A 21,320-nucleotide genomic window follows, 5' to 3' on the forward strand; every position below is an offset into this window, starting at 1 on the left:
CTATGTCTAAGATAAACGAGCGATCGCAACTGCCCTGACAATTTGATTGCCATCTTCAGCAAGCTGTTGTTTAAGTTCTGTCGGTGTCGCTGGATTATCTGCTACTGCGTAACGTTCCAGCCAAGATGCTGACTGCGCTCTCTGTTGTAAAATCTCAACAGGTGTCAGAGGGTGCAACAACGCCACCAAACGCACAAAAGGAACGTCTGACTCTACATACTCCGATAACACTGTCGCTAAATCATCTGTTTGGGGGTTGTAGATTCGGCTCAAACCGCGTAATGTAGGGCTGAGTTGGGTTTGGCGTGCAGTCGGTTGTATGACTAAATCTTGCACGGAAGCACGCATCGCAGGAGGTGTATGAGAATTGCGCGCTACAGCACGACGCACTTCTACTTTTTCATCCCGAGCAAGTACTTCGAGTTGAGCCGGTGGTAAGTTGGGATGAGTCGCCACCGCAGCACGAATGGTTAAGTCTTCATCTCGCGCCAAAGTTGCTAATGCATTTTCTGGAGTCCGAGAATTTGTTGCTACTTTACTCCGCACTTCTGCTCTTTCATCTGTTGACAAAAGCTCTAAAATATAATGTGGTACGCTCCCACTAGCAGCAACGGCTTCCCGTACAGGTAAGGCTTTATCTTGGGCTAATTGTTGCCAATGCGCTTCGATTAAATTGGGATGACCGACTACAGCAGTACGCACATTTGAATTAGAATGCTGTATGAACTGAGTTAATAACTCTGGTGTTAGATTTGGGTTACGAGCAAGAGACATTAAGACAGGTTCTTCCGTTTCTGTAGCAATTATTTTTGCCATCAATTCTGGGGGAAGATTGTGTCTTGATGCTACAGGTTCACGAACATATTGGGACTGATTTTCTAACAATTTTTCCATGACATTGACAGGAATTTCTTGTCTTTCTACCATTGCACCAGCAACTTCTTCATAATGCTTATTCAGCAAATTTTCTAACAATTGTGGTGAGCTATTAGGATTTCTAGCTATACCCCAAAGAACAGGTTTATAAGTATCATCTATCATTTTCTCTAATGCAGACAACGGAGTGTTGCGATGATGAGCAGCACTCGATCTAATCGACGAATTTGTGTTTGTTGCTAGTTTTTCGAGCGTAATAGCAGGCATTTGAGAACCTTCAATATTTCTGAGCAACCACTCGAATACTTTCTCTTGTGTACCGCGATCTCTTTTTAAAGTGTCTTCTACTACTGCTGCTAAGGCATTTCCTGGAGTTTTCAAATTGTAAGCATTAGCAAGTTTCTTTTCTACTCCCAAAAATTCTAAAACTTCGACAGGTGTCTTCTCATTTTTAGTTAGTTGAACACACACTTCTCTGCTCGAATCTTGAGCGAGTTGAATTAATATTTCTACGGGAGTATTTTTATTTCCTGCAACTTCTGCTCTAACTGAATCGGATTCATCCCGAGCTAATCGTTCTAAAATTTCTATTCGAGAGCGACGGCGCGCTAAATTCAAACGCACGTAGACATTCTCATCTTGAGTGAGATCCAAGAGAATAGGAAGCGGTAAGTTAGGATTCTCAGAGACAACTTGACGAATGATTGCATCACTATCTTTTGCTAGTCGTTCGAGGATAGTAATTGGAGTTTTGTGGCTACGGGCTGCGGTAATTTTAGCGTTTCGATCTCCGGTTTCAACAACTTGATCTAAAGCATAGGGACTGTTGGAACGATTAGCAAAAAGTTGATGTACTTGTGAAGTGTCTTCTCTTTTTTGTAGTTCTAGTTGAATTTTATATCTCATTAAGTGATCGACATGAGGATTTTGTAGAACCGCTGCACAGACTCCATTGTTACCTTTATTGAAAGCCAGTTCTTTTAACAACTCAATAGGTGTATTAGGATTTTTGGCAACATCAACTAAGGTGTGAGACTGTCCATAAGAATTTCCAATTTTCTCAACAGCTTGCTCAAGAAGATGAACAGGTGCGTTAGGATTTTTAACAATTTGCTGTAATCCGCCGATTCCTTGTTGAGCGATCTTTTCTAAAATTGCTACTGGCGTATCGGGATGTTTGGCAATAGCTTCTTGAATGTTTCTCCAACCAGAAGAAAGCGCTTGCTGTAGGTATTCTAATCGCTCTAGTTCGGGAACTGCTGAATTACAAGCAAGAGCTAATCGCAGGGAAGCATCTTTAGAATGGCGATTTAAACTATCCGCTTCTTTTCTATATTTTTCCCATAGGCGATCGCGTAAAGTATTGGGTGTAGAAGGATTACCAAGTAAAGCAACAACAACTGCTTTAGACTGATTACTGCTATCTGACATTTCAAACATTAGTAATAAGCCATAGAGAAGATAATTAGATGAATTTTTTTCTTCTGCATCAAAAGGACTACCCTTAAGCCATATACGATCTTGAGAAGGAACACCACCATTTAAACCAATTGCAGGTAGCATTGCGCCACCAAGTGTCGTAAGTTGCTGTTTTTGTTGTTCATCAAGAGCATTTACCAATTCATCCCAATCTTGTAAGATCGGCTCTCGAAATGCTGCATCTTGTCTGAGCCAAAATAGAATTTGCTTGGGAGATGGATAACGGTTAAAAAAGTCAATAATTGTATCAATAAGAGCCGGAGAAAAATTAGGAATGTTTTGACCGATCTCTAGAATTTGTTGGTGAAACGAAAATAACTCTCCTGCTAATTCTGCCAAAATAGTCACAGGAGTGCTGCTATTTTCTGCAATTTTAACTTTAATGCGATCGCTTGAATTAATAACTAACTTTTTTAATAATTGCAATCTAAGTTCTTCAGGTGCTTGGATATTCTGAGCCACAGCCAACTGCACATTTGCATTAGGATACTGTGCTAACCTTTCTAACATCTCTCCAGAAACATGCGGATGCTTCGCAATATCTACCAGAAAGTCTAAAGCCTCTGTCGTCCATATTTCTACTAATTCTGGTTTGTGAGGACGGAGTGCAGCCTTTTGTTGTCTGATAGCTTCTATATCCACGTCTGCAAATCGTTCTAAAATCCAAGTTGGTGTATTCGGTTGTTTGAAAAACAAATACCGAGAATTATTATCTACTTGACCTTGATTAAAAATCCGCTCTAAAATACTGACTGGTAAATTGGAACAACTTTTAATAATTCCCTGTTGTGTCGCAAACAAACGATGTAAAATTTCTTCAGTAGCGTTATCATGTCCCGCCACCACAGCTTGAATCCCCGGATCGGATGCCGCTAATACTGCCAAAACCCGAGCTGAAGTGACCGAATTTTTCGCCACAGCTAACCGAATCTGAAAAACTTTATCCTCTGCCAACACCAGCAGGGTTTCTTCAGGAGTTGAGGGATTTTGTGCTACCGCTAAACGTATCCAATCCCAACGACTTTGTGCTAAATTCGCTAATTGTTCCGCATCTGTATCGCAGTCACTCGCTATCTCATGCTGTCCTTGTACCAAGCCCACCAACTCCGGCGGACAACTGGGGTTATATTGCACGGCGAGGCGAATAGCTAACTCCAAGTCTCCCACTAAGGATTCTAAAATTGCTAGGGGGGCTTCTGGGCTTTCTGCCACTTGTAAGCGTGGTTCTAGGCTGGGTTCTTGTGCCAAGCGTTCCAGCAGCTGGAGGTAATATCGTGGCGGTAAATAGCGGTTGCTCAGGGCTTGAATGAGATGTTGATTGGGAACCCACTTACTGAGGAAGCAGGGGGGAACAGGCCCAATTTTGAGCAATTCAACTGCTAATCTGTCATTTTGCCCCAAATAGCGCGATTTTAACGCTTTATCAACGGCATTCTGCCCATCTTCACTGATTTCTCCTGCCCAGTTGATGTGCAATTGTGCGGCTTCAGCAACCGACGCGTTGGGGCTATCGACTAAGACTCCTAGCAACGAGTGTGGGGTTTGGGAATAACTCGCCACTGCTAATTGTAAGGCTACGGGTTGAGTGTTAAGCTGTTCCGGGTCAGCAAGAAACGGTTCTAAATCTGAAATAGTGAGCGATCGGGTGAGTGCTGCAAAGGAAAATTCTATGTTAATCTAGATAAACTTGAGTAAATGTAAACGATACCCAATATTTCCCGACAAAATGCCAGCGATCTATTAGGTGTGCATCCCGATACTCACCAGACGGTCGGTTGAAGTTGGTAAAATTATCCTTTGAACGTACTAGCGCTTGTCAAGCGAAGATATGACGTTGCTAAACTTCTAGGAACGCTACTAGCGTTGCCGGGAAAACAATCTGTTACGCACGGGTAAGTACTCGTCCACAGCAAAGTTGATCTGCAACGCCAGTCAATTGTACTAGCGGTTGAAAGCGAAAACCATGGGTGGGATTACGAAATAATTACCGATATAGGTTCAGGAATTAACGCTCAACTTACGTGGTTTAGCAGGCGTTGGTGAAGCTGCTTGTTGCTGGTGAAGCAAGGCGGCTAGTTGTCACCCACCTAGACCGGTTACTAAGATTTGGCTCCGAGCTAATTTTCGAGGTGTGCGAACAATTAAACGGAGAGGTTATTATCATCAACTACGATGTTAATGCGACACCTGAACCTGAACTAGTACAAGACGTTTTAGAAATTATTACAGTATTTTCTGCTCGGTTGTATGGGCGCTTGATGTCATCAAAATAAATCCCTAATAGAGGAATTGGATAAAAGTGTGCTTCATTGATTTCAGAAACTTATGGAATTGAGCTAGATTCTTGTGTATAATACTAGTAAGCTGAGGAATTTAAGGAGGTGAGCAAGCTTGTCCGTTGTAACTATCCAAACAACAGCCACTAACAACATTCAAAATAAAACAGCGCTAGATTACTTGGAGGAATATGGAGTAATCTTCGGGCAAGCCACTCGTCTCGCGTTCTCGTTAAGAAATCGAATTGGCAAGACACAATCCAAAGAGTCTGAGTTAGAAAAGACTATTTGTAAAGAATTGGAAAAGCGTTTCGGTATCTCTAACTCAGAAGCCAAGAATGCTTACAATAAAGCGTCGGCAACTTACAGTTCTCAGGCAGAATTAGTAGACCTGTATATAGAAGAGAACTATGACCGAATTAGAGAGACTCGCCGGACTATTAAGAAGTTAGAATTTCACCTTAATAAAGCTATAGCGTCTGGACAAGAATCAACTGCCAAAAAGTTAAAAAGAAAGATTCATTTCAAGCAACAGAAAATTAATCAGCTTGATGCTAAAATCTGTCGTCTCAAAGAATCAAAAGCCACTGGACATTTTACCGTAACCTTTGGATCGTCTCAGCTATTTGAGAAGCAGTACAGGTTAGAAGAGAACAGATACAAATCTCATGAAGAGTGGCTGCTCGATTGGCGGAATGCACGTTCTAATCGTTCATTTTTCATAGGTTCAAAGAACTTTCTTTCTGGCAACCAGTTAGTTAGGTATGACGCTCTCCAACATACGTTAACTATCACTTGTACTCCCGGACTTCGGGCAAAGTATGGCGATAGTGTTATCCTGCACGATATCAGCTTTTTCCGCGGTCAAGAGTGGTTATTAGCAGCGATAGAACCAGTACGCCGCACATCTACTCGTCATGGGAAAAATGGGGAGAAGATTGAAACTTCCAGGAACGGCAGTTATCTACCAGTCACTTACGAGATAGTTAACAAAGATGACAAGGTTTATATTAATGCAACTTTAGAAAGTCCTGACCCTCACTTGAAGTCGTCCTTAGAAAACGGTGCATTAGGAATAGACTTTAATCCAGGCAGTATTGATTGGGTATTGATAGATCGTTATGGGAACTTGAAGCGTCATGGTTCTATTAAAATTAATGTTCAGTCCAAGCGCTCCGCACAAACAAAAGATATCATTGGGAAAGCTGTATCTGAAGTAGTTAGAATTGCATTGAAGTACAGTGTACCCGTAGTTATTGAAGATTTAGATTTTGCCCAAAAGAAAGCATCCATGAAGGAGAAAGGTGCAAAGTATGCACGGATGCTCTCTAACATGGCTTACAGTCAGTTCACCCAAATGATTGAGTCTCGTTGCATTAAATCTGGGGTAGAACTAATCAAAGTTAATGCTGCCTATACCAGCGTAATTGGTGTTACGAAATACATGGCGGCTTATGGTCTGAATTCTGGTTGTGCTGCTGCATTGGTAGTGGCGCGGCGCAGTCAGAATCGGACTGAAAGATTACCCGCTCACCTTGATTCTTACTTCAAGAAGCCGGAGGACAAATTGAAGTCGGGAGCTTGGAAGAAGGTAGCTAAGCGAATTAACATCTGTGGCGGTTTTAATCGTCACAGATGGTATTCTCTTGGTATCAAACAGGCACGAACTAACAGTTCGTTGTACAGCAAGCTACGGCAAACAAAGACCTCTTTGAGGTTTGATACTGTACAGGTCCTCGTGACCCCTCATATCCACAAAAAACCTCCGCGCTATGGGTTCTCTTAAGCCTTAAGGGCGTAAATCCTTAAGTTTGCCCAAGTTTTGAGCAGCGCAGCAATTCCATTATTAACAATCGTACTTTTTACTACTTATTGTATTCTTCCCCATTCTTTGCCAATACTTAGCAACCCTTTTTTCCTACTTTTCCCAATACTCTTGCATGACTTCTGGTTCAAACCAAAATACCTCCGCCTCTCTCTCCGGAATTGCCACAACTAACAAAGCACGATCTATCTTAATACCACAATCTCCATAGTAATCATTCACTGCTCCTAAATAAACCGTTAGTTGCAATGGATATTCGTACAATCGCTCAATCGATTCTTTAGGCTTATCAGATGTCTTCCACTCACAAATACAAGGAATCCCCTTATAACTGGCTACACAATCCACTTTTCCAGAATAGCTTTTGTTATGCTGTTCCGAAACTCCTGACATTTGATGACTTCATGCCTCAATATGGAGATAATGAACGTTACGCAGTAAGTTGAGATATTACCAGTGAAGTTTGACGATTAAAGACTATTCCATTCTTCCAGTGTAATTTCTCGCTCTAGAATCACCTCTACTTCCCGAATCATCATTCTTAGTTGTGGTACTGAATACTCATTATTAGAAGGAATAGTCAACCGACACTGTGCATAAGTCATAAACTGATGGCTAGTTCCAGAATACGGTCTTTCAAAGCCTAGTTGTCTTATTTTTTGTACAAACTCCCGACGTTTAGATGGTATTCATCTGCTCAAGGGTTGGCTCCTGGTTTAAGTCAATATTATCAATAATTGGTAAAAAATGTCCTAATTTAAACCCTAGTAAAATCCAGTCTTCAAGTGTTGAGCGTAACTCACTTTCACATTCTCTCAATGTTGGACTAAAGGCTATAACTCCCGTACAAGATGGAATCCTACCAGCAAATGAGCCGTCTTCCAGTTTGTCGTAAACTGCCTGTGCCAAAGCTTTTTCAACATAATCACTAAGGATAAACTGTACAGCCATTCAATTTTACACTCTTCTAGAAATCGAAATTACTTTTCATCTCTATTTAAACACATATTATGTTTTAGAAAGCATTGCTACTTTCCCTGTGAGAGGTTCTGGATATCTTAGTTTAAAGAAGAAATCAGCACGTAACCAGTACACTCAGCTATGCTACTCATTGTATCCGTTCCCCATTCTTTGCCAATACTCAGCAACCCTTTTTTCCCACTTTTCCCAATACTCTTGCATGACTTCTGGTTCAAACCAAAATATCTCCGCCTCTCTCTCCGGAATTGCCACAACTAACAACGCACGATCTATCTTAATACCATAATCTCCATAGCAATCATTCACTGCTCCTAAATAAGCCGTTAGTTGCAATGGATACTCATACAATCGCTCAATGGATTCTTTAGGCTTATCAGAAGTCTTCCACTCACAAAGACAAGGAATCCCCTGATAACTTGCTACACAATCCACTTTCCCAGAATAGCTTTTGTTGTAGTGAAACACCGAACCTTCCACAAGTCTCACTGTATCAATTTCTTCTAATACAGGTTTGATACTTTGCCAATAAGGAAGACTCGCTTCGGGACAATCAAAGTTTTTCCCAAGCAAATAACGTTCAATTTGTTTGTGAGTTTGGGTTCCCCGACGACTAGCTGTTGTGGAAATACGGGTTGCTTCTTCTATCCCAACACGAAATTTCCAATTATTCAGTCTGTCTCGTTCTTCTTGCGGTTTTGTGACATTCAATATAGTTGTCACGCTTGGAAAACGGTTTCCCAAAGCATCCACATAATATTGTTTGCCATTTTCCCGCACGCACTTAGCTTTAAGAGGGGGTAGTAGTTCTATCTTAGAAGGCATTGCTAGTTAATTTCCGGTATATCTCATTTAAGGAAGGAATCAGCGCGTACCCAATACACTCTGCTAAGCGAGGTGGTACAGCATTTCCAATTTGCCACATTGCTTTTTTCATGGAACCTGCAAAAAGAAATGTATCTGGAAATGTTTGCAATCTTGCCATTTCACGTGCTGAAATTACACGATTGAGATAAGGATGAATGTGTGTCCCACCATGATTTTCTTTGACTGTCATACTGGGTAACCCTCGATATTGACGCTTGAAAGCATCAACATATTTTGTATATAAAGAACCCCCCGGTGGAACTTGAGCAATTCTTTCCATATATTCGGGAGAATGACGAGTCCACTCATGGTTAATTTCTGGGATGGGCGTGTACTCTGGCAAATCGGCAATTGCTGATTCAATAGGCTTATATTGATGAGACAATAATTGAGCCTTTGGATAGGGGTTTGCCATACCAAATCGATTAGCAATAAAGATGGCTCTCGGGCGAATTTGAGGAACTCCATATGCTGCAGATTCTAAAATAGCAACAGATATGTGAGGATAACCAATACTGGCAAAAAACTCACAAATTTCCTCCCTAACCGCCCCGTTATTTATAGTTAAAATTCCCGGTACATTCTCCATAACAACATACCAAGGTTGGATTTCCGAAACAACCCGCACAAATTCACGAAACAATCGATTTCGAGGGTCTTTAGAATCGCGTTTTCCTGCAACAGAAAATCCTTGACATGGAGGTCCACCCACAACAAGATGGACTTCGGGCGAATCAATTTCACATAACCATTGTTGCGAATCAAATTTTTCTATATCGCCACAAAAATGATGGCACTTGGGAAAGTTAATTTTATGAGTTGCAGAAGCAATTTCATTCACTTCTACACTCGCTATTGGTTGAAACCCAGCTTGAGCAAAACCCTGCGTCATTCCCCCGGCACCGCAAAATAAATCCACAAATCTATAGTTATACGTCGGTAGTAATGGCGGTTCAACTTCAATAAATATCTTGTAGGGGTCGCGCTCAGATGTTTCTAGTTCTCTTTGAATGCGTTCATAGCGACCTAATTTAGCTTTTTTCTGCTTTTTCCCTGATTTTTGCTCCTCTTCTATCGAAAACAAAGACAGTTGCACTGGTTCCATTCTAGCTTTTTCAATAACTCCCAAATAATGTTTATATCAAGTTTATTGAGATAAATGATGTTTTTTTACGCTTATAGGTGTATGCCTTTCATGAGAGGGCAAGAAAACAAAAATTAATTAAATTTAAGAAAAGCAACATTTTGTTACAACAGAGGCAAGAGCAACAATGAAGACTGGCTATCTAAATCAGTACGCTCGGAAACTGGCAGCGATCGCAGGTATTATCAGTGTAACAACTTTCTTTGGCGTTCCAGCGATCGCCCAAGGTCAAACGACCACTCCCAACAACAGCACTTCACAGCCCGGAGCAACACCTCCATCATCTGTTCCATCAGACGATCCCGTACCACCCGCAAGCGGAACAAAGTACCCTGGATCTCCTACAGGTGCATCTGGTGCTGCATCTGGAAACTTGGTAGAACTTGCCTCAACAAATCAATCTTTTAGCACTTTGGCACAAGCTGTAGAAGCAGCAGGCTTAGCTAACACACTTGCTAGTGGCAAATATACCGTTTTTGCACCAACGGACGAAGCTTTCAATAATTCTTTACCTCAAGGGGCTGTAGAATTTTTGCTCAAACCTGAGAACAGAACTCTCTTACGCCAAGTTCTCACCTATCATGTCGTCCCTGGTGAAGTCACCTCCAACAAATTGTCCACCGGATCGGTAAACACATTGGGCGGTGGAGTAGCAGTTCGCGTAACTCCTGAAAGAGTCGTTGTCAATGATGGTAGCGTTATTCAACCCGATATTCGTGCAAAGAATGGAGTGATACACGCAGTTAACCGCGTACTCCTTCCAGAGCAATTGCGTCAGACCATTGCGTCTCGCTTGGAAACACAGCAGCAAAGCCAAGCTCCTCAATAGGATCGACTTCTTAAGTCTGCCCTGCCAAGCCCTTGCGGTTTAGCAGGGTATTGTCATTTGAACAGAATCGCAGATTTTATCATATCCAGTAGGAAAAGCATAATAAAATTTTCTTAATTTCTTAGCGCCTTTGCGTCTTTGCGTGAGTTTTATTCAAGGTATGTAAGCGGACATGATATGACTTTATAAGTAAAAATAATCTGTATATGGGTATACTTATTTTTTTGTAGCCGAGCCTACAATAAAGACAAAACCCAACCTTTTATAATATCATTAAGGCAAAATTTAGAGACTTGGTGAGAACAATGAATACTGGAACTATCGTTGCTTTGACTGCAATGGCAGCAACTATGGGCATATGGGGTGCAGCTTACGGGCAATCTTTGCAAACACCGCAACGCACCCAAGAAAACTACACCATCAAGGGTGGCTCTTTAAATGGGATAGGTAATAGATCGGCTGAAAACGATTACTCAAGATTTTTTTCAGACAAAAATTCAGGTGGCATTTCCAGGACAAATGTTGAGGTAGCTCCAACTGGTGTCATACCACTGAGCGATCGCGTTGAGTTGCGTCAGAATGAAAGGTTTAATCCAAACAACACCATCATACCACAAGGCGGAAATCAGCCATTTGATAATGGAAACGCAGTGGAAGTCCAAGTGACACCTAGGTAGAAATCCAGGATTTCACGTAGCGTTGTTCATTCAGTAAATAAGGTACTCGAAATTTTGGAAACTTCAATAAGTCGTCTGAGTCCCTCCAGATTGTAAGCTTTAGCCCAAAAATCTGGAGGGACACTTAATATTCACTTCAAGAAATATATTGAGTCACAAGCATCTCACGAGGCAATGGATGATACTCTTTTTATATGTTACGCAAGTAAATCTCGTGCGATCGCAATTAACTAGTAGAAACGTGTCATGTACTTACGGGCAACAGTCTGCTACTAGTAATAGAGGTTTGCTTCGGGCAATTAAAATAGAGGAGGGCAAAAAGTGACCCGTGTAATTATTGTGCGTCACGGTCAAAGCACATACAACGCCGAAAAACGCATACAAGGACGTACTGATGCATCTAAGCTCACAGAACAAGGTCGTGCTGATTCGACTAAAGTGGGCAGATCTCTTGCTAGTATCGTATTTAGCGCAATATACACTAGCCCCCTACAGCGAGCCAAAGACACAGCAGAGACTATTCGTCATGAATTAGCCGATCGTTCCGAACAATGCCCCGTTGCCCAAACTTCTGAGAAGTTACTAGAAATTGACCTTCCTTTATGGCAAGGATTAGCAACTGCTGAAGTTAAGGAGAAGTTTACCGAAGACTACCGCGTTTGGCAGCAAACCCCAGATAGACTCCAAATGCTAATTCAAGATGGTGAAGAAAAAAGAGAATTCTTTCCCGTCCTAGCTTTGTACGAACAAGCACGTCAATTTTGGCAAGAGGTTCTACAGCGCCATCAAGGCGAGACGATTCTTATTGTCGGACATAATGGTATTAATCGTGCTTTGATTAGCACGGCACTTTCCATTCCAGCAGCTCGCTACCATTCCATACAACAATCTAACTGTAATATTACCGTCCTGAATTTCTCCGGAGGTTTGGGGGAATCTGTTCAACTCGAATCCCTAAATCAAACCCAACATCTTGGAGAAACTCTCCCCTCCTTAAGACCCAATCATCAAGGAGTACGATTATTATTAGTGAGGCATGGAGAAACGGAGTGGAACCGTCAAACAAGATTTCAAGGTCAAATTGATGTTCCTCTCAATGACAATGGCAGACAGCAAGCGCAGAAAGCCGCCCAATTTCTCAAAGATGTTGCCATTGATTTTGCCGTTAGTAGTTCAATGTTACGTCCTAAAGAAACAGCAGAAATTATTTTGGCATCCCATCCCCATCTGGAATTGCAACTATATGATGGTTTGAGGGAAATCAGCCACGGGCTGTGGGAAGGAAAATTAGAAGAAGAAATTGACCGAGAGTTTCCCAACGAGTTGCATCGTTGGCGTACAACACCAGCCCAAGTGCAAATGCCAGAAGGGGAAAATTTGCAACAAGTTTGGGATCGTGCTGTTGTAGCATGGCAATCTATTGTAGAAACAGCATTAACAAAGGGTCTCAAAACCGGACTGGTTGTTGCTCACGATGCGACTAATAAAACTTTGCTCTGTCATATTTTAGGTTTGTCATCAGAACAATTCTGGAATTTCCGTCAAGGGAATGGAGCCGTTAGCGTTATCGATTATCCCCTTGGGAAGAATGGTTTGCCAGTACTGCAAGCAATGAACATCACCGCTCACTTAGGAGGAGGTGTGTTGGATAAAACAGCAGCAGGAGCATTGTAGCATATTTAGCATATCGTCTAAAAAACTGTACACTTGTACAAAGCTGATATTTGAATCAAAGCAAGCTGATAGCTAATAGCTAATAGCTAATGGATAAAATGACAAGCGAACTGCTACAACAAGTAAGGGTTATTGACCCAGTGTCTGGGATTGACTGCATTACTGATGTGCTCATTAAAGATGGCTTAATTGGGTTTGTTGCCGATAACATTTCTGATTTGCCAAATGATACCCACATCAAAAATTGTCAGGGGTTAGTTCTGGGACCGGGATTGGTGGATTTATACAGTCATTCTGGGGAACCTGGGTTTGAAGAACGGGAAAGTCTCCTTTCTCTCATGCAAGCTGCCTCTGCCGGTGGTTTTACAAGAATAAATGTATTACCCGATACATCTCCAGCCGTTGATGACCCCTCTGTTGTGGCACAGTTGTTGCAAAAAAGCAGAATGTTAGAGGGACAAGGGGGACAAGAGAGACAAGGAGGACAAGGAGGACAAGGAGGACAAGGAGAAATTCCTACCTCTGTCTCCCTTCCTCTTGTTAATGTCTGGGGTGCAATGACTGAGAAAGTTGCTGGTAAGCAAATGACGGAATTGGCAGATTTAGCAGCCGCAGGGGTAGTTGGTTTTACAGATGGTCAACCTTGGGAAAATTTTGCCTTGGTGCGACGAGTGTTGGAATATCTCCAACCTTTAGGAAAACCAGTAGCGTTTTACTGCTGCAATCCTGAGTTGAAGGGCAATGGAGTAGTACGGGAAGGTTTAGATGCTCTCAGATTGGGGTTGCCTTTTATACCTGTAAGTGCAGAAACATCCGCCATTGCTGCTTTATTGGAATTAGCTTCTCCCATAGGCATACCAATACACATTATGCGTGTTTCTACTGCTCGTAGCGTTGAACTTATTGCTGCAGCAAAAGCTAGTGGCGTGCCTGTGACTGCCAGTACAACTTGGATGCATCTTTTATTGGATACAAAAGCAGTTAAAAGTTACGATCCGAGTCTGCGATTGGAACCACCTTTAGGAAATTCTAAAGATTTATCGGCGTTACGGCAAGCAGTAAAAACAGGTGTGGTAGATGCGATCGCGATTGACCATTCGCCCTACACTTATGAAGAAAAAACTGTTGCCTTTGCTGAAGCCCCGCCCGGTGCAATTGGCTTTGAATTGGCATTCCCTTTTTTATGGCAATCTCTGGTGGAAAGTGGGGAATGGACGGCTGTAGAATTGTGGAGGGCTTTAAGTACCCGTCCTGCAGAGTGCTTGCAACAAAAACCCAGTGCGATCGCACCAGGGGAACAAGCAGAAATGATTTTATTCGATCCCCAAGAAAGCTGGAAAGTTGAAAAGAAAAACCTATACACGCTGTCAACTAATACACCATGGCTGGGTCAACAAATCCAAGGTCGCGTTGTCAGAACAGCGACCGGTAAACAGTGACCAGGTGTCGGTTAAGTATTATCCCTTACTCGCTTGTACAAAATTTTTTTAGAAATTAACAATACTAGAGTAATAAAATGTTAGAATATTCCATGCAATGGAGGATATCCTAAATTCTCGCTAGGACACGCCCCTTTCAAAAATCCACAAACTAAAATTCTGGAGCTATCTTAGCTTCAACTACTCCGCCGCATAGCGTATGGGGGTTGCTAAGACCACAATTAGCAAGTTAACTGTTGAATAGCTCACTTGGGAGGATTTGTCCACTAATACCCTTAAGGGTTCGCCAGTCCCTTACGAATGTTACCTTTCTTTAGGGCTGGTCTCACCAAGTTCTGAGATCGATACAGTTTATTACGTTCGGATACTTCCCTAGTCCGAACCTCTATAGGATCTGGTGGTTAGATCGTCGGGTAAAGCCGAGACACGCTGTATTGATTGAGCTAAGGGACTAAAACAAATTTTGGGTTATACCAATATCAACAACATATGTCAAATATGCGAGTTCCAGTTGTAGATCCAGGTAATAAACCATTGATGCCTACGACTTGCGCGAGAGCAAGAAAGTGGATGGAACAAGGTAAAGCAGTACCAAAATGGTCGGATTTAGATATTTTTTATGTTCAATTAGTAAAACCCCCATCAGGTTATGATACTCAACCGATTAATATAGGTATCGATCCAGGAAAGAGATACTCTGGAGTTGCAGTTCAATCAAAAAAGTATACACTCTTAATGCTACATCTTGTCCTTATAGGGTTTATCCCTAAATAAGGTTCAGTAATGCCTGGAGTTAACAGCAAGATGGAGTACCGTAAATTATTAAGAAGGGGACGCAGAGGAAGAAGAATTAATCGCAAAGTTCCGTTCAAACTCCGCAATCACAGACAACAACGATTTGATAACCGCCGTCAATCTAAACTGGCTCCCAGTATCCGCTCAAATCGGCAATTAGAGTTGAGAGTCGTAGCTGAGTTATGCAAAATATTTCCTATTTCAACTATCATTTATGAACGAGTTAAGGCAGATGTAGACCGCACTAGTGAAAGAAAGAGTGCTAAATCGGGAAAAGGGTTTTCTGCTGTCATGGTTGGTCAAAAATGGATGTTAGAGCAACTTCTACAATTTGCACCTACGATCGCTAAACTTGGTTGGCAAAAAGATGGAAATGGAACATCTCAAATTCGCCAATACTTAAAATTATTGAAAGACAAGAAAAATAAAGGAACGCAATCACCTCAAACTCATGCGGTAGACGCTATAGCTTTAGCTTCAACTTCCTTTGTGCAATACAAACCTTTTCATACCGCTAATAGTCATGGTTATCTTTGGTATGGTGAAGTGTCAATCACTTCCTCAATATTCAAAGTGATTTCTCGACCAAGAATTACTCGAAGACGCTTGCACGATACAGTTTCAGCAAAGGGTGGGATTAGAGAGCGTTATGGTGGTTCAACAACACCATTTGGAATTCGTAAAGGAGATTTAGTTGCATATGCACAGCAGTTAGGTTATTGTTCTGGCTATACAGATAACAAACTTTCTATTTCAGACGCTAATTGGAAACGTTTGGGTCAAAGAGCAGTTAGCAAATGTTGTTTAGTTGCTCGATCTACGGGGTTGGTAGTTTCAGGGACATTGAGTCCCACTCAACCACCCCTCCTATCCCAAACTACTCTATAGCTAAGGTCTCAAAAGAGTTCTACAGAGGGACGGGGTATTTTGATGAAGCTTACTTCCTTTAAAGCTTGTTACCTTCGACAATAGCTTTCATGTCTGTTTTCGCAACAGGAGACAGGCTAATGGGAGTAGCTTCGAGGTTAACCTAGAGGGCAATTGCTATTATTTAGCAGAATACAGTATTGACTTTGCTTAGCTCGAACCAAGTGCGATCGCCGACAATACCATCTACAGGCAATCCAGTACGAGTTTGTAAGGACTTTACTGCAGTTTCTGTCTTAGTACCAAAGTCACCATCAATTGCACCGTTGTAGTCACCAGCGAGTGCTAGTCTTTCCTGCGCTCGCTTAACTACTTCGCCCTTGCTACCTTTTTTCAGAACTGGCATATCAACTGGCGCACCTTTGAAAAGTGCTTGCCAAGTCTTATCGCCAACAACTCCATCTTGTTTCAGAAAAACCTTGCTTTGAAAGAGAATGACTGCATTTTTTGTCTTAGCACCAAATACGCCGTCAATAACTTCTTCACCAGGAAATACACAAGCACCATCAGGACCAAGGAATACAAAAGCACCGTATTGTAATAACAGCTTTTGTAGTTCTTTTACAGCTTCACCTTTAGAACCTTCTTGAAGAACAGGCTTATTAAGTTGAGCAGAAGCGGTGACTTGATTAACCATAATTTTTATTCCTTTATTTGTTTCTATCCTTAGAATCACCGATCGATTCACCGATTTCGGAAATTCAATTTTGAATAAAGTCTTAAGAGCATACACCTAGGGTGAGCATTGCTAGCCTTGTGAAGGTGGAGCAAAACTTCAGGAAATTAATAGCTCTTTCTGCCTTACCTCTGCGGACTCTGCGTCTCGGCGGTTAAAAAATAACTTTTGAACCGCAGAGGCGCTGAGATCGCAGAGAGTGAAGATGAGGAATTGCCGCTTACGGAAGTGGGAATTGCTATAAAACTTTCAATAACTCCTTTGTTTGACGTGGTTGAATCAGTGTATTCGCGCATAGAATACCAGAAGCTGCTACAGCTGGCACACCAATTCCAGGCATAGTGCTATCACCCACACGATACAAACCCTGTATGGGTGTTTGTGGTCCTGGAAACATTCCCTTACCCGCCTCAATGGCAGGACCGTAAGTTCCGCAATACCTTCGCAAATAATAAGCATGAGTTAAAGGTGTACCGATAAGTTCTAACACTACACGTTCCCTAATATCTGGGATAATTCGCTCTAACGCTCGATATAAACTTTGTGCTTTTGAGTGCTTCTTCTGTTCGTAACCATCATTCCGTTCCCACCCAGTAAAAGGTTCCAAAGTATAGGCATGAACTACATGATGACCTTCTGGGGCTAAAGTTGCGTCCCACACACTCGGAATAGATATCATACAAGTATTTCCCGGTACTGTAATATCTTTATCGCCATCATGAACAACGACATGATGCCCTGTTAAATTTTCTAAATTCTCAGCACGAATGCCTAAATGCAAGTGCATAAAACTATCAACAACAGGAGTACCTAAAGCCGTTTTGCAGAAAGATGGAGGCAAATCTTCAGGTTGCAGCAAGTGAGAGTACGTATCCCAAAGACTCGCATTAGAAATAACCACAGGTGCTGTTAGAGTTTGACCGTTTTTCAGGCGCACACCAGTAACCCCACGTAGAGACGCGCCATGACCCTTTTCTACAAGAATTTGCTCAACGTGATGACCCAGTAATAATTCACCGCCCCAACGTTCCAGTCCCCGAACCAAAGCCTTGACAATTGCGCCACTTCCACCAACTGGATACTCTACACTAGTACGGGAACGTTCACCCAACATAAAAGCTACCTCAGGGGCAATAGTGCCATGTGCCTTCAAACCAGATAACAGAAAACATTCCAAATCGATCAGCTGCCTTACCCAGGTGTCTTTTACTGTTGCATCCATCACACTCCCTACAGAAGATTGCACAAGCAGCAAGTTAGGTAACATTTTCAACAAAGATGGTAAGTACTGCCCAACCAACACGGGTACTAACTGCCAATCAGCCCTCAAAGCCAAAGAAGGAATATCCTTCATCGCCTCATACAGAGGTAACAAGCGGTCTGCAAATCGCTTCCACTCCCTAGCGCCTTTGGGTGTCGTTTTAGCGATTTCTTGACAATAACGTTCCGCATTGCTGTAAACCGGGAAAGAAATATTTGGCAAGTGATAATGACCAAGGGGGTCATAAGCTACAGTTTGTAAAGATTCGCCCAAAGCGTCTAAAACCTGTTTGACAGGATTTAAACTCTTGGCACCAGTCAGACCACAATAGAATGAAGGGCCAGAATCAAATTCAAACCCCCGTCGTTTAAAGCTATGTGCAGCGCCTCCCGGAACTGTATGGCTTTCACAGACAACAACTCGCTTACCATAACGAGCAAGTAATGCAGCAGCAGTTAACCCGCCAATACCACTTCCAATGACTATGACATCAAGATTTTCCATTTTTGTTAGTAGTTAGTAGTTAGTAGTTAGTAGTTTATCTCCCACTAACCATGTACGGGCGTGCCAACCTTACGCCCCTACTAACCACTAACCACCAACTACCAACCACTAACCACTAACCAATGACCAAACCATTGATTGAACTAAAAGGCATTTCTAAGTCTTTTGGTAGCAATAAAGTATTAGATAATGTAGATTTGACGATTGGCTTCGGAGATGCGCTAGGAATTATCGGTCCCAGCGGTACTGGTAAATCAACAATTCTACGAGTTATTGCTGGTTTACTTTCTCCTGATGAAGGAGAGATTTACATAAAAGGAGAACGACGAGAAGGTTTGATTGAAGATGGTACAGATCCAGTTGGTATTGGTATGGTATTTCAACAGGCGGCATTGTTTGATTCTTTGACTGTTGAGGAGAATGTAGGTTTTTTACTTTATCAACACTCAAAATTGCCTCGTCAACGGGTTCGAGAACTGGTTAATGAAAAATTAGAAATGGTTGGGTTGGGGGGAATAGGCGATCGCTTTCCAGCCGAACTTTCTGGTGGTATGCGAAAACGGGTTAGTTTTGCTCGTGCTATCATGTCTAATCCCGATAACCCCAAAGATACTTCTGAGGTTTTGTTATACGATGAACCAACAGCCGGACTAGATCCTATTGCTTCTACAGTGATAGAAGATTTAATCCGGCATTTGCAATCAACACAAGGAGTTTGTGGCAGTTACGCCATTGTAACTCATCAAGAGAGCACTATTCGTCGTACAGCCGATCGCTTGGTGTTTCTTTATCAAGGTAAAGTGCAATGGCAAGGTACAGTGAGTGAATTGGATAAAACAGACCATCCTTTGATTAGACAATTTATGAGCGGGAGTATAACTGGACCCATTCAAGTTATCGGTTAGAACGATTTTGGATTTTAGATTTTGGATTTTAGATTTTAGATTTTAGATTTTAGATTAAATCCAAAATCCAAAATCCAAAATCTAAAATTATAGAGAGGAGAATTGATATGCGATCGCGAACATTTCGAGAAGGTTCTGTCGGACTATTACTTTTACTAGGAGTGGGTGTATTCGGTTTAATTATCATATGGTTAAATAGAGTGAATGCAGGGCGCAATTCCTACAAAGCCATTGTTGAATTTGCTAATGCTGGAGGAATGCAAAAAGGTGCAGTTGTCAGGTATCGTGGTGTTAAAATAGGGAGAATCTCCGATATTAGACCCGGTCCAAATAATGTTGAAGTGGAAATCGAAATTGGCGATTCCAACCTCATTATTCCCAGCGATGTGAAAGTTGAAGCCAATCAATCAGGGTTAATTAGTGAAAGTGTTGTTGATATTACACCAAAAATGCAACTGCTACCCTCTGGGGATTTCGCTAAACCTTTGGACAAAAATTGTAACCCCCAAGTTATTGTTTGTAATGGTTCTCGGTTAAAAGGTCAAATTGGCATCAGTCTTGACGAACTGATTCGCACAACAACAGATTTAGCTACCCTATACACCAATCCACAATTTTATAAAAATGTTAATAAAGCTGTGGAAAACACTGCAGTGGCAGCAGAAAGTGTTGCTCAATTAAGCCGTAACCTTAATGTTGTAAGCAAAAGCTTACAACAACAAATTAATGGTATTTCTGAAACAAATAGTACAATTCAACAAGCAACAACTCAGCTGACGTCATCTACTACTAAAACTTTAGATCAACTTAGTACATCCACGACCCAAACCTTAAACCAAATTAGTAAAACTGCAGGGCAGTTTAGTGGTACGGCAGGGCAATTTGGTGAGACTGCTAGGGAAATCCGTTTGACAGCAAATCAAGCTAATAAACTGATTAATAATCTTGATACCGTGCTTGTCGATAACCGTTCTTCACTAGTTGCCGCATTAAATAATATTACTGAAACTAGTAAAGCATTGCGTCAAACAGTAAGCAGCTTATCACCGACTGTCAATCGCGTTACCCAAGGACAATTACTGCAAAATTTAGAAACTTTATCGGCAAACGCCGCACAAGCTTCTGCTAACTTGCGCGATGTTACCAACACTCTCAACAATTCCAACAATTTATTAGTACTGCAACAAACTCTCGATTCTGCACGGGTAACGTTTGAGAATACCCAGAAAATAACATCTGATTTGGACGAATTGACAGGAGACCCAGCTTTTCGGCAAAATCTCAGACAACTGGTTAATGGTTTAAGTAGCTTGGTGTCTTCCACACAGGAAATACAGCAGGACATACGTGTTGCGACGACTTTAGATTCAATCAAAGCTGTCGTTCACAATTCCAAAACTGCAACTCCCCCCACAACTACGAAGCTACCACGGATGACCTTTAACATTCCATTAGATAGCGATCGCAGTCCCGTTAAAACTGCTCTACCAACATCAATTACCTTTAGTACTGATACTCCAAGCACAACTCAGCAGCAAATTGTCATTGATGATGTCGTACCCACAGTGATTAAAAGTTTTGATAAACAACCGCCGCAACCACCTCAACAACCTAAATCAGTGACAAATTCTATCAATTCCCCGTCATCCCAAGAAAATCTTTTAAAACAACTCAGACAGCATCGTGAGGCGAGGGGAGAGTAGGGGTTAGGGGTTAGGGGTTAGGGTTAGAAGTAAATAAATCCCTACTCCCTAGCCCTTACTCCCTACTCCCTACTCCCTAATCCCTACTCCCTACTCCCTAGCCCCTAGTTCCAATCTTCTTCTTCCCGTTTGCCACGACTCTTGTAGATACCTCCCTGGCTGTGAATCTGTCGAGTTTTCTCAAACAATTGTTCTTCAGTAAGGTCCCATTGCTGTATGATCTTGTTTAGATCCCTTTGAATGTCTCTTGCACCGGGAAAACCTTGATAGCGAATTCGCAATCTAGCTAATTCTGCTAAATTATAATCAGTAGCATCTTGATTTAGTAAAGTATCGATGATGGGGCGATCGCGATTGTAAAGAGGGTGCTGTTGGTCTTTATTTCCCGCACTCATAAAATTTAGAAATGTTAGTGGTTAGTAGTTAGTAGTTACTTGTTTAAAAATTACCACTAACTACTAACCACTAACCACTAACCCCTAACC

17 protein-coding genes and 1 pseudogene are annotated in these 21,320 nt (G+C 41.8%); 9 read left to right on the top strand and 9 right to left on the bottom strand.

Going from position 1 to position 21,320, the window contains the following annotated elements:
* Positions 1–6: 6 nt before the first annotated feature.
* Positions 7–3,915 (bottom strand): hypothetical protein, encoded by a 3,909-nt coding sequence (locus F7734_RS66130; RefSeq protein WP_155745779.1) that lies wholly within the window; start codon positions 3,913–3,915, stop codon positions 7–9.
* Between the two features lie 479 nt (positions 3,916–4,394).
* Between F7734_RS66130 and F7734_RS16920 the strand changes: the two genes are divergently transcribed.
* Complete coding sequence (locus tag F7734_RS16920; protein WP_155745780.1) at positions 4,395–4,628, top strand: hypothetical protein; 234 nt, start codon at positions 4,395–4,397, stop codon at positions 4,626–4,628.
* A gap of 118 nt (positions 4,629–4,746) precedes the next feature.
* Complete coding sequence (locus F7734_RS16925) at positions 4,747–6,417, top strand: IS200/IS605 family accessory protein TnpB-related protein (protein WP_155745781.1); 1,671 nt, start codon at positions 4,747–4,749, stop codon at positions 6,415–6,417.
* Between the two features lie 132 nt (positions 6,418–6,549).
* Here F7734_RS16925 and F7734_RS16930 read toward each other — a convergent pair whose 3' ends face one another.
* The 5 genes from F7734_RS16930 to F7734_RS16945 all read right to left on the bottom strand — a co-directional run bounded on the left by F7734_RS16930 (position 6,550) and on the right by F7734_RS16945 (position 9,406).
* On the bottom strand, positions 6,550–6,849 hold the full coding sequence (locus F7734_RS16930) for a PD-(D/E)XK nuclease family protein (RefSeq protein ID WP_243146924.1): 300 nt from the start codon (positions 6,847–6,849) through the stop codon (positions 6,550–6,552).
* Between the two features lie 77 nt (positions 6,850–6,926).
* On the bottom strand, positions 6,927–7,061 hold the full coding sequence (locus F7734_RS65345) for a hypothetical protein (RefSeq protein ID WP_279239731.1): 135 nt from the start codon (positions 7,059–7,061) through the stop codon (positions 6,927–6,929).
* 73 nt (positions 7,062–7,134) lie between these two features.
* Positions 7,135–7,407: a type II toxin-antitoxin system HicB family antitoxin gene (locus F7734_RS16935; protein ID WP_155745782.1), complete on the bottom strand. Its 273-nt coding sequence runs from the start codon at positions 7,405–7,407 to the stop codon at positions 7,135–7,137.
* Positions 7,408–7,560: 153 nt separating this feature from the next.
* On the bottom strand, positions 7,561–8,259 hold the full coding sequence (locus F7734_RS16940; protein WP_155745783.1) for a PD-(D/E)XK nuclease family protein: 699 nt from the start codon (positions 8,257–8,259) through the stop codon (positions 7,561–7,563).
* Positions 8,249–9,406: a DNA cytosine methyltransferase gene (locus F7734_RS16945; RefSeq protein WP_155745784.1), complete on the bottom strand. Its 1,158-nt coding sequence runs from the start codon at positions 9,404–9,406 to the stop codon at positions 8,249–8,251. The genes F7734_RS16940 and F7734_RS16945 overlap by 11 nt, the downstream gene beginning before the upstream one ends.
* Before the next feature lie 166 nt (positions 9,407–9,572).
* Between F7734_RS16945 and F7734_RS16950 the strand changes: the two genes are divergently transcribed.
* The 5 genes and pseudogenes from F7734_RS16950 (at position 9,573) to F7734_RS16970 (ending at position 15,747) form a co-directional block, all read left to right on the top strand.
* The gene (locus F7734_RS16950; protein ID WP_155745785.1) at positions 9,573–10,274 is read left to right on the top strand and encodes a fasciclin domain-containing protein; all 702 of its coding nucleotides are present in this window, start codon (positions 9,573–9,575) and stop codon (positions 10,272–10,274) included.
* A gap of 305 nt (positions 10,275–10,579) precedes the next feature.
* Positions 10,580–10,951: a hypothetical protein gene (locus F7734_RS16955; protein WP_155745786.1), complete on the top strand. Its 372-nt coding sequence runs from the start codon at positions 10,580–10,582 to the stop codon at positions 10,949–10,951.
* Between the two features lie 321 nt (positions 10,952–11,272).
* Positions 11,273–12,625 (top strand): histidine phosphatase family protein, encoded by a 1,353-nt coding sequence (locus tag F7734_RS16960; RefSeq protein WP_166481954.1) that lies wholly within the window; start codon positions 11,273–11,275, stop codon positions 12,623–12,625.
* A gap of 98 nt (positions 12,626–12,723) precedes the next feature.
* A complete protein-coding gene (locus tag F7734_RS16965) occupies positions 12,724–14,064 on the top strand; it encodes a dihydroorotase (protein ID WP_155745798.1) in 1,341 nt (446 codons plus the stop codon).
* 498 nt (positions 14,065–14,562) lie between these two features.
* Positions 14,563–15,747: pseudogene (locus tag F7734_RS16970) on the top strand (RRXRR domain-containing protein).
* 163 nt (positions 15,748–15,910) lie between these two features.
* Here F7734_RS16970 and F7734_RS16975 read toward each other — a convergent pair.
* Entirely contained in the window at positions 15,911–16,423 is a 513-nt protein-coding gene (locus F7734_RS16975; protein WP_155745787.1) for a peptidoglycan-binding protein, read from the bottom strand.
* 277 nt (positions 16,424–16,700) lie between these two features.
* Entirely contained in the window at positions 16,701–18,227 is a 1,527-nt protein-coding gene (locus F7734_RS16980) for an NAD(P)/FAD-dependent oxidoreductase (protein WP_155745788.1), read from the bottom strand.
* Positions 18,228–18,349: 122 nt separating this feature from the next.
* Between F7734_RS16980 and F7734_RS16985 the strand changes: the two genes are divergently transcribed.
* The gene (locus F7734_RS16985) at positions 18,350–19,132 is read left to right on the top strand and encodes an ABC transporter ATP-binding protein (protein ID WP_155745789.1); all 783 of its coding nucleotides are present in this window, start codon (positions 18,350–18,352) and stop codon (positions 19,130–19,132) included.
* A 107-nt stretch (positions 19,133–19,239) separates the two neighbouring features.
* Entirely contained in the window at positions 19,240–20,835 is a 1,596-nt protein-coding gene (locus tag F7734_RS16990; RefSeq protein WP_155745790.1) for an MlaD family protein, read from the top strand.
* A gap of 104 nt (positions 20,836–20,939) precedes the next feature.
* Here F7734_RS16990 and F7734_RS16995 read toward each other — a convergent pair whose 3' ends face one another.
* On the bottom strand, positions 20,940–21,230 hold the full coding sequence (locus F7734_RS16995; protein ID WP_155745791.1) for a DUF3288 family protein: 291 nt from the start codon (positions 21,228–21,230) through the stop codon (positions 20,940–20,942).
* Positions 21,231–21,320: the final 90 nt, after the last annotated feature.

The organism is Scytonema sp. UIC 10036, assembly GCF_009725235.1.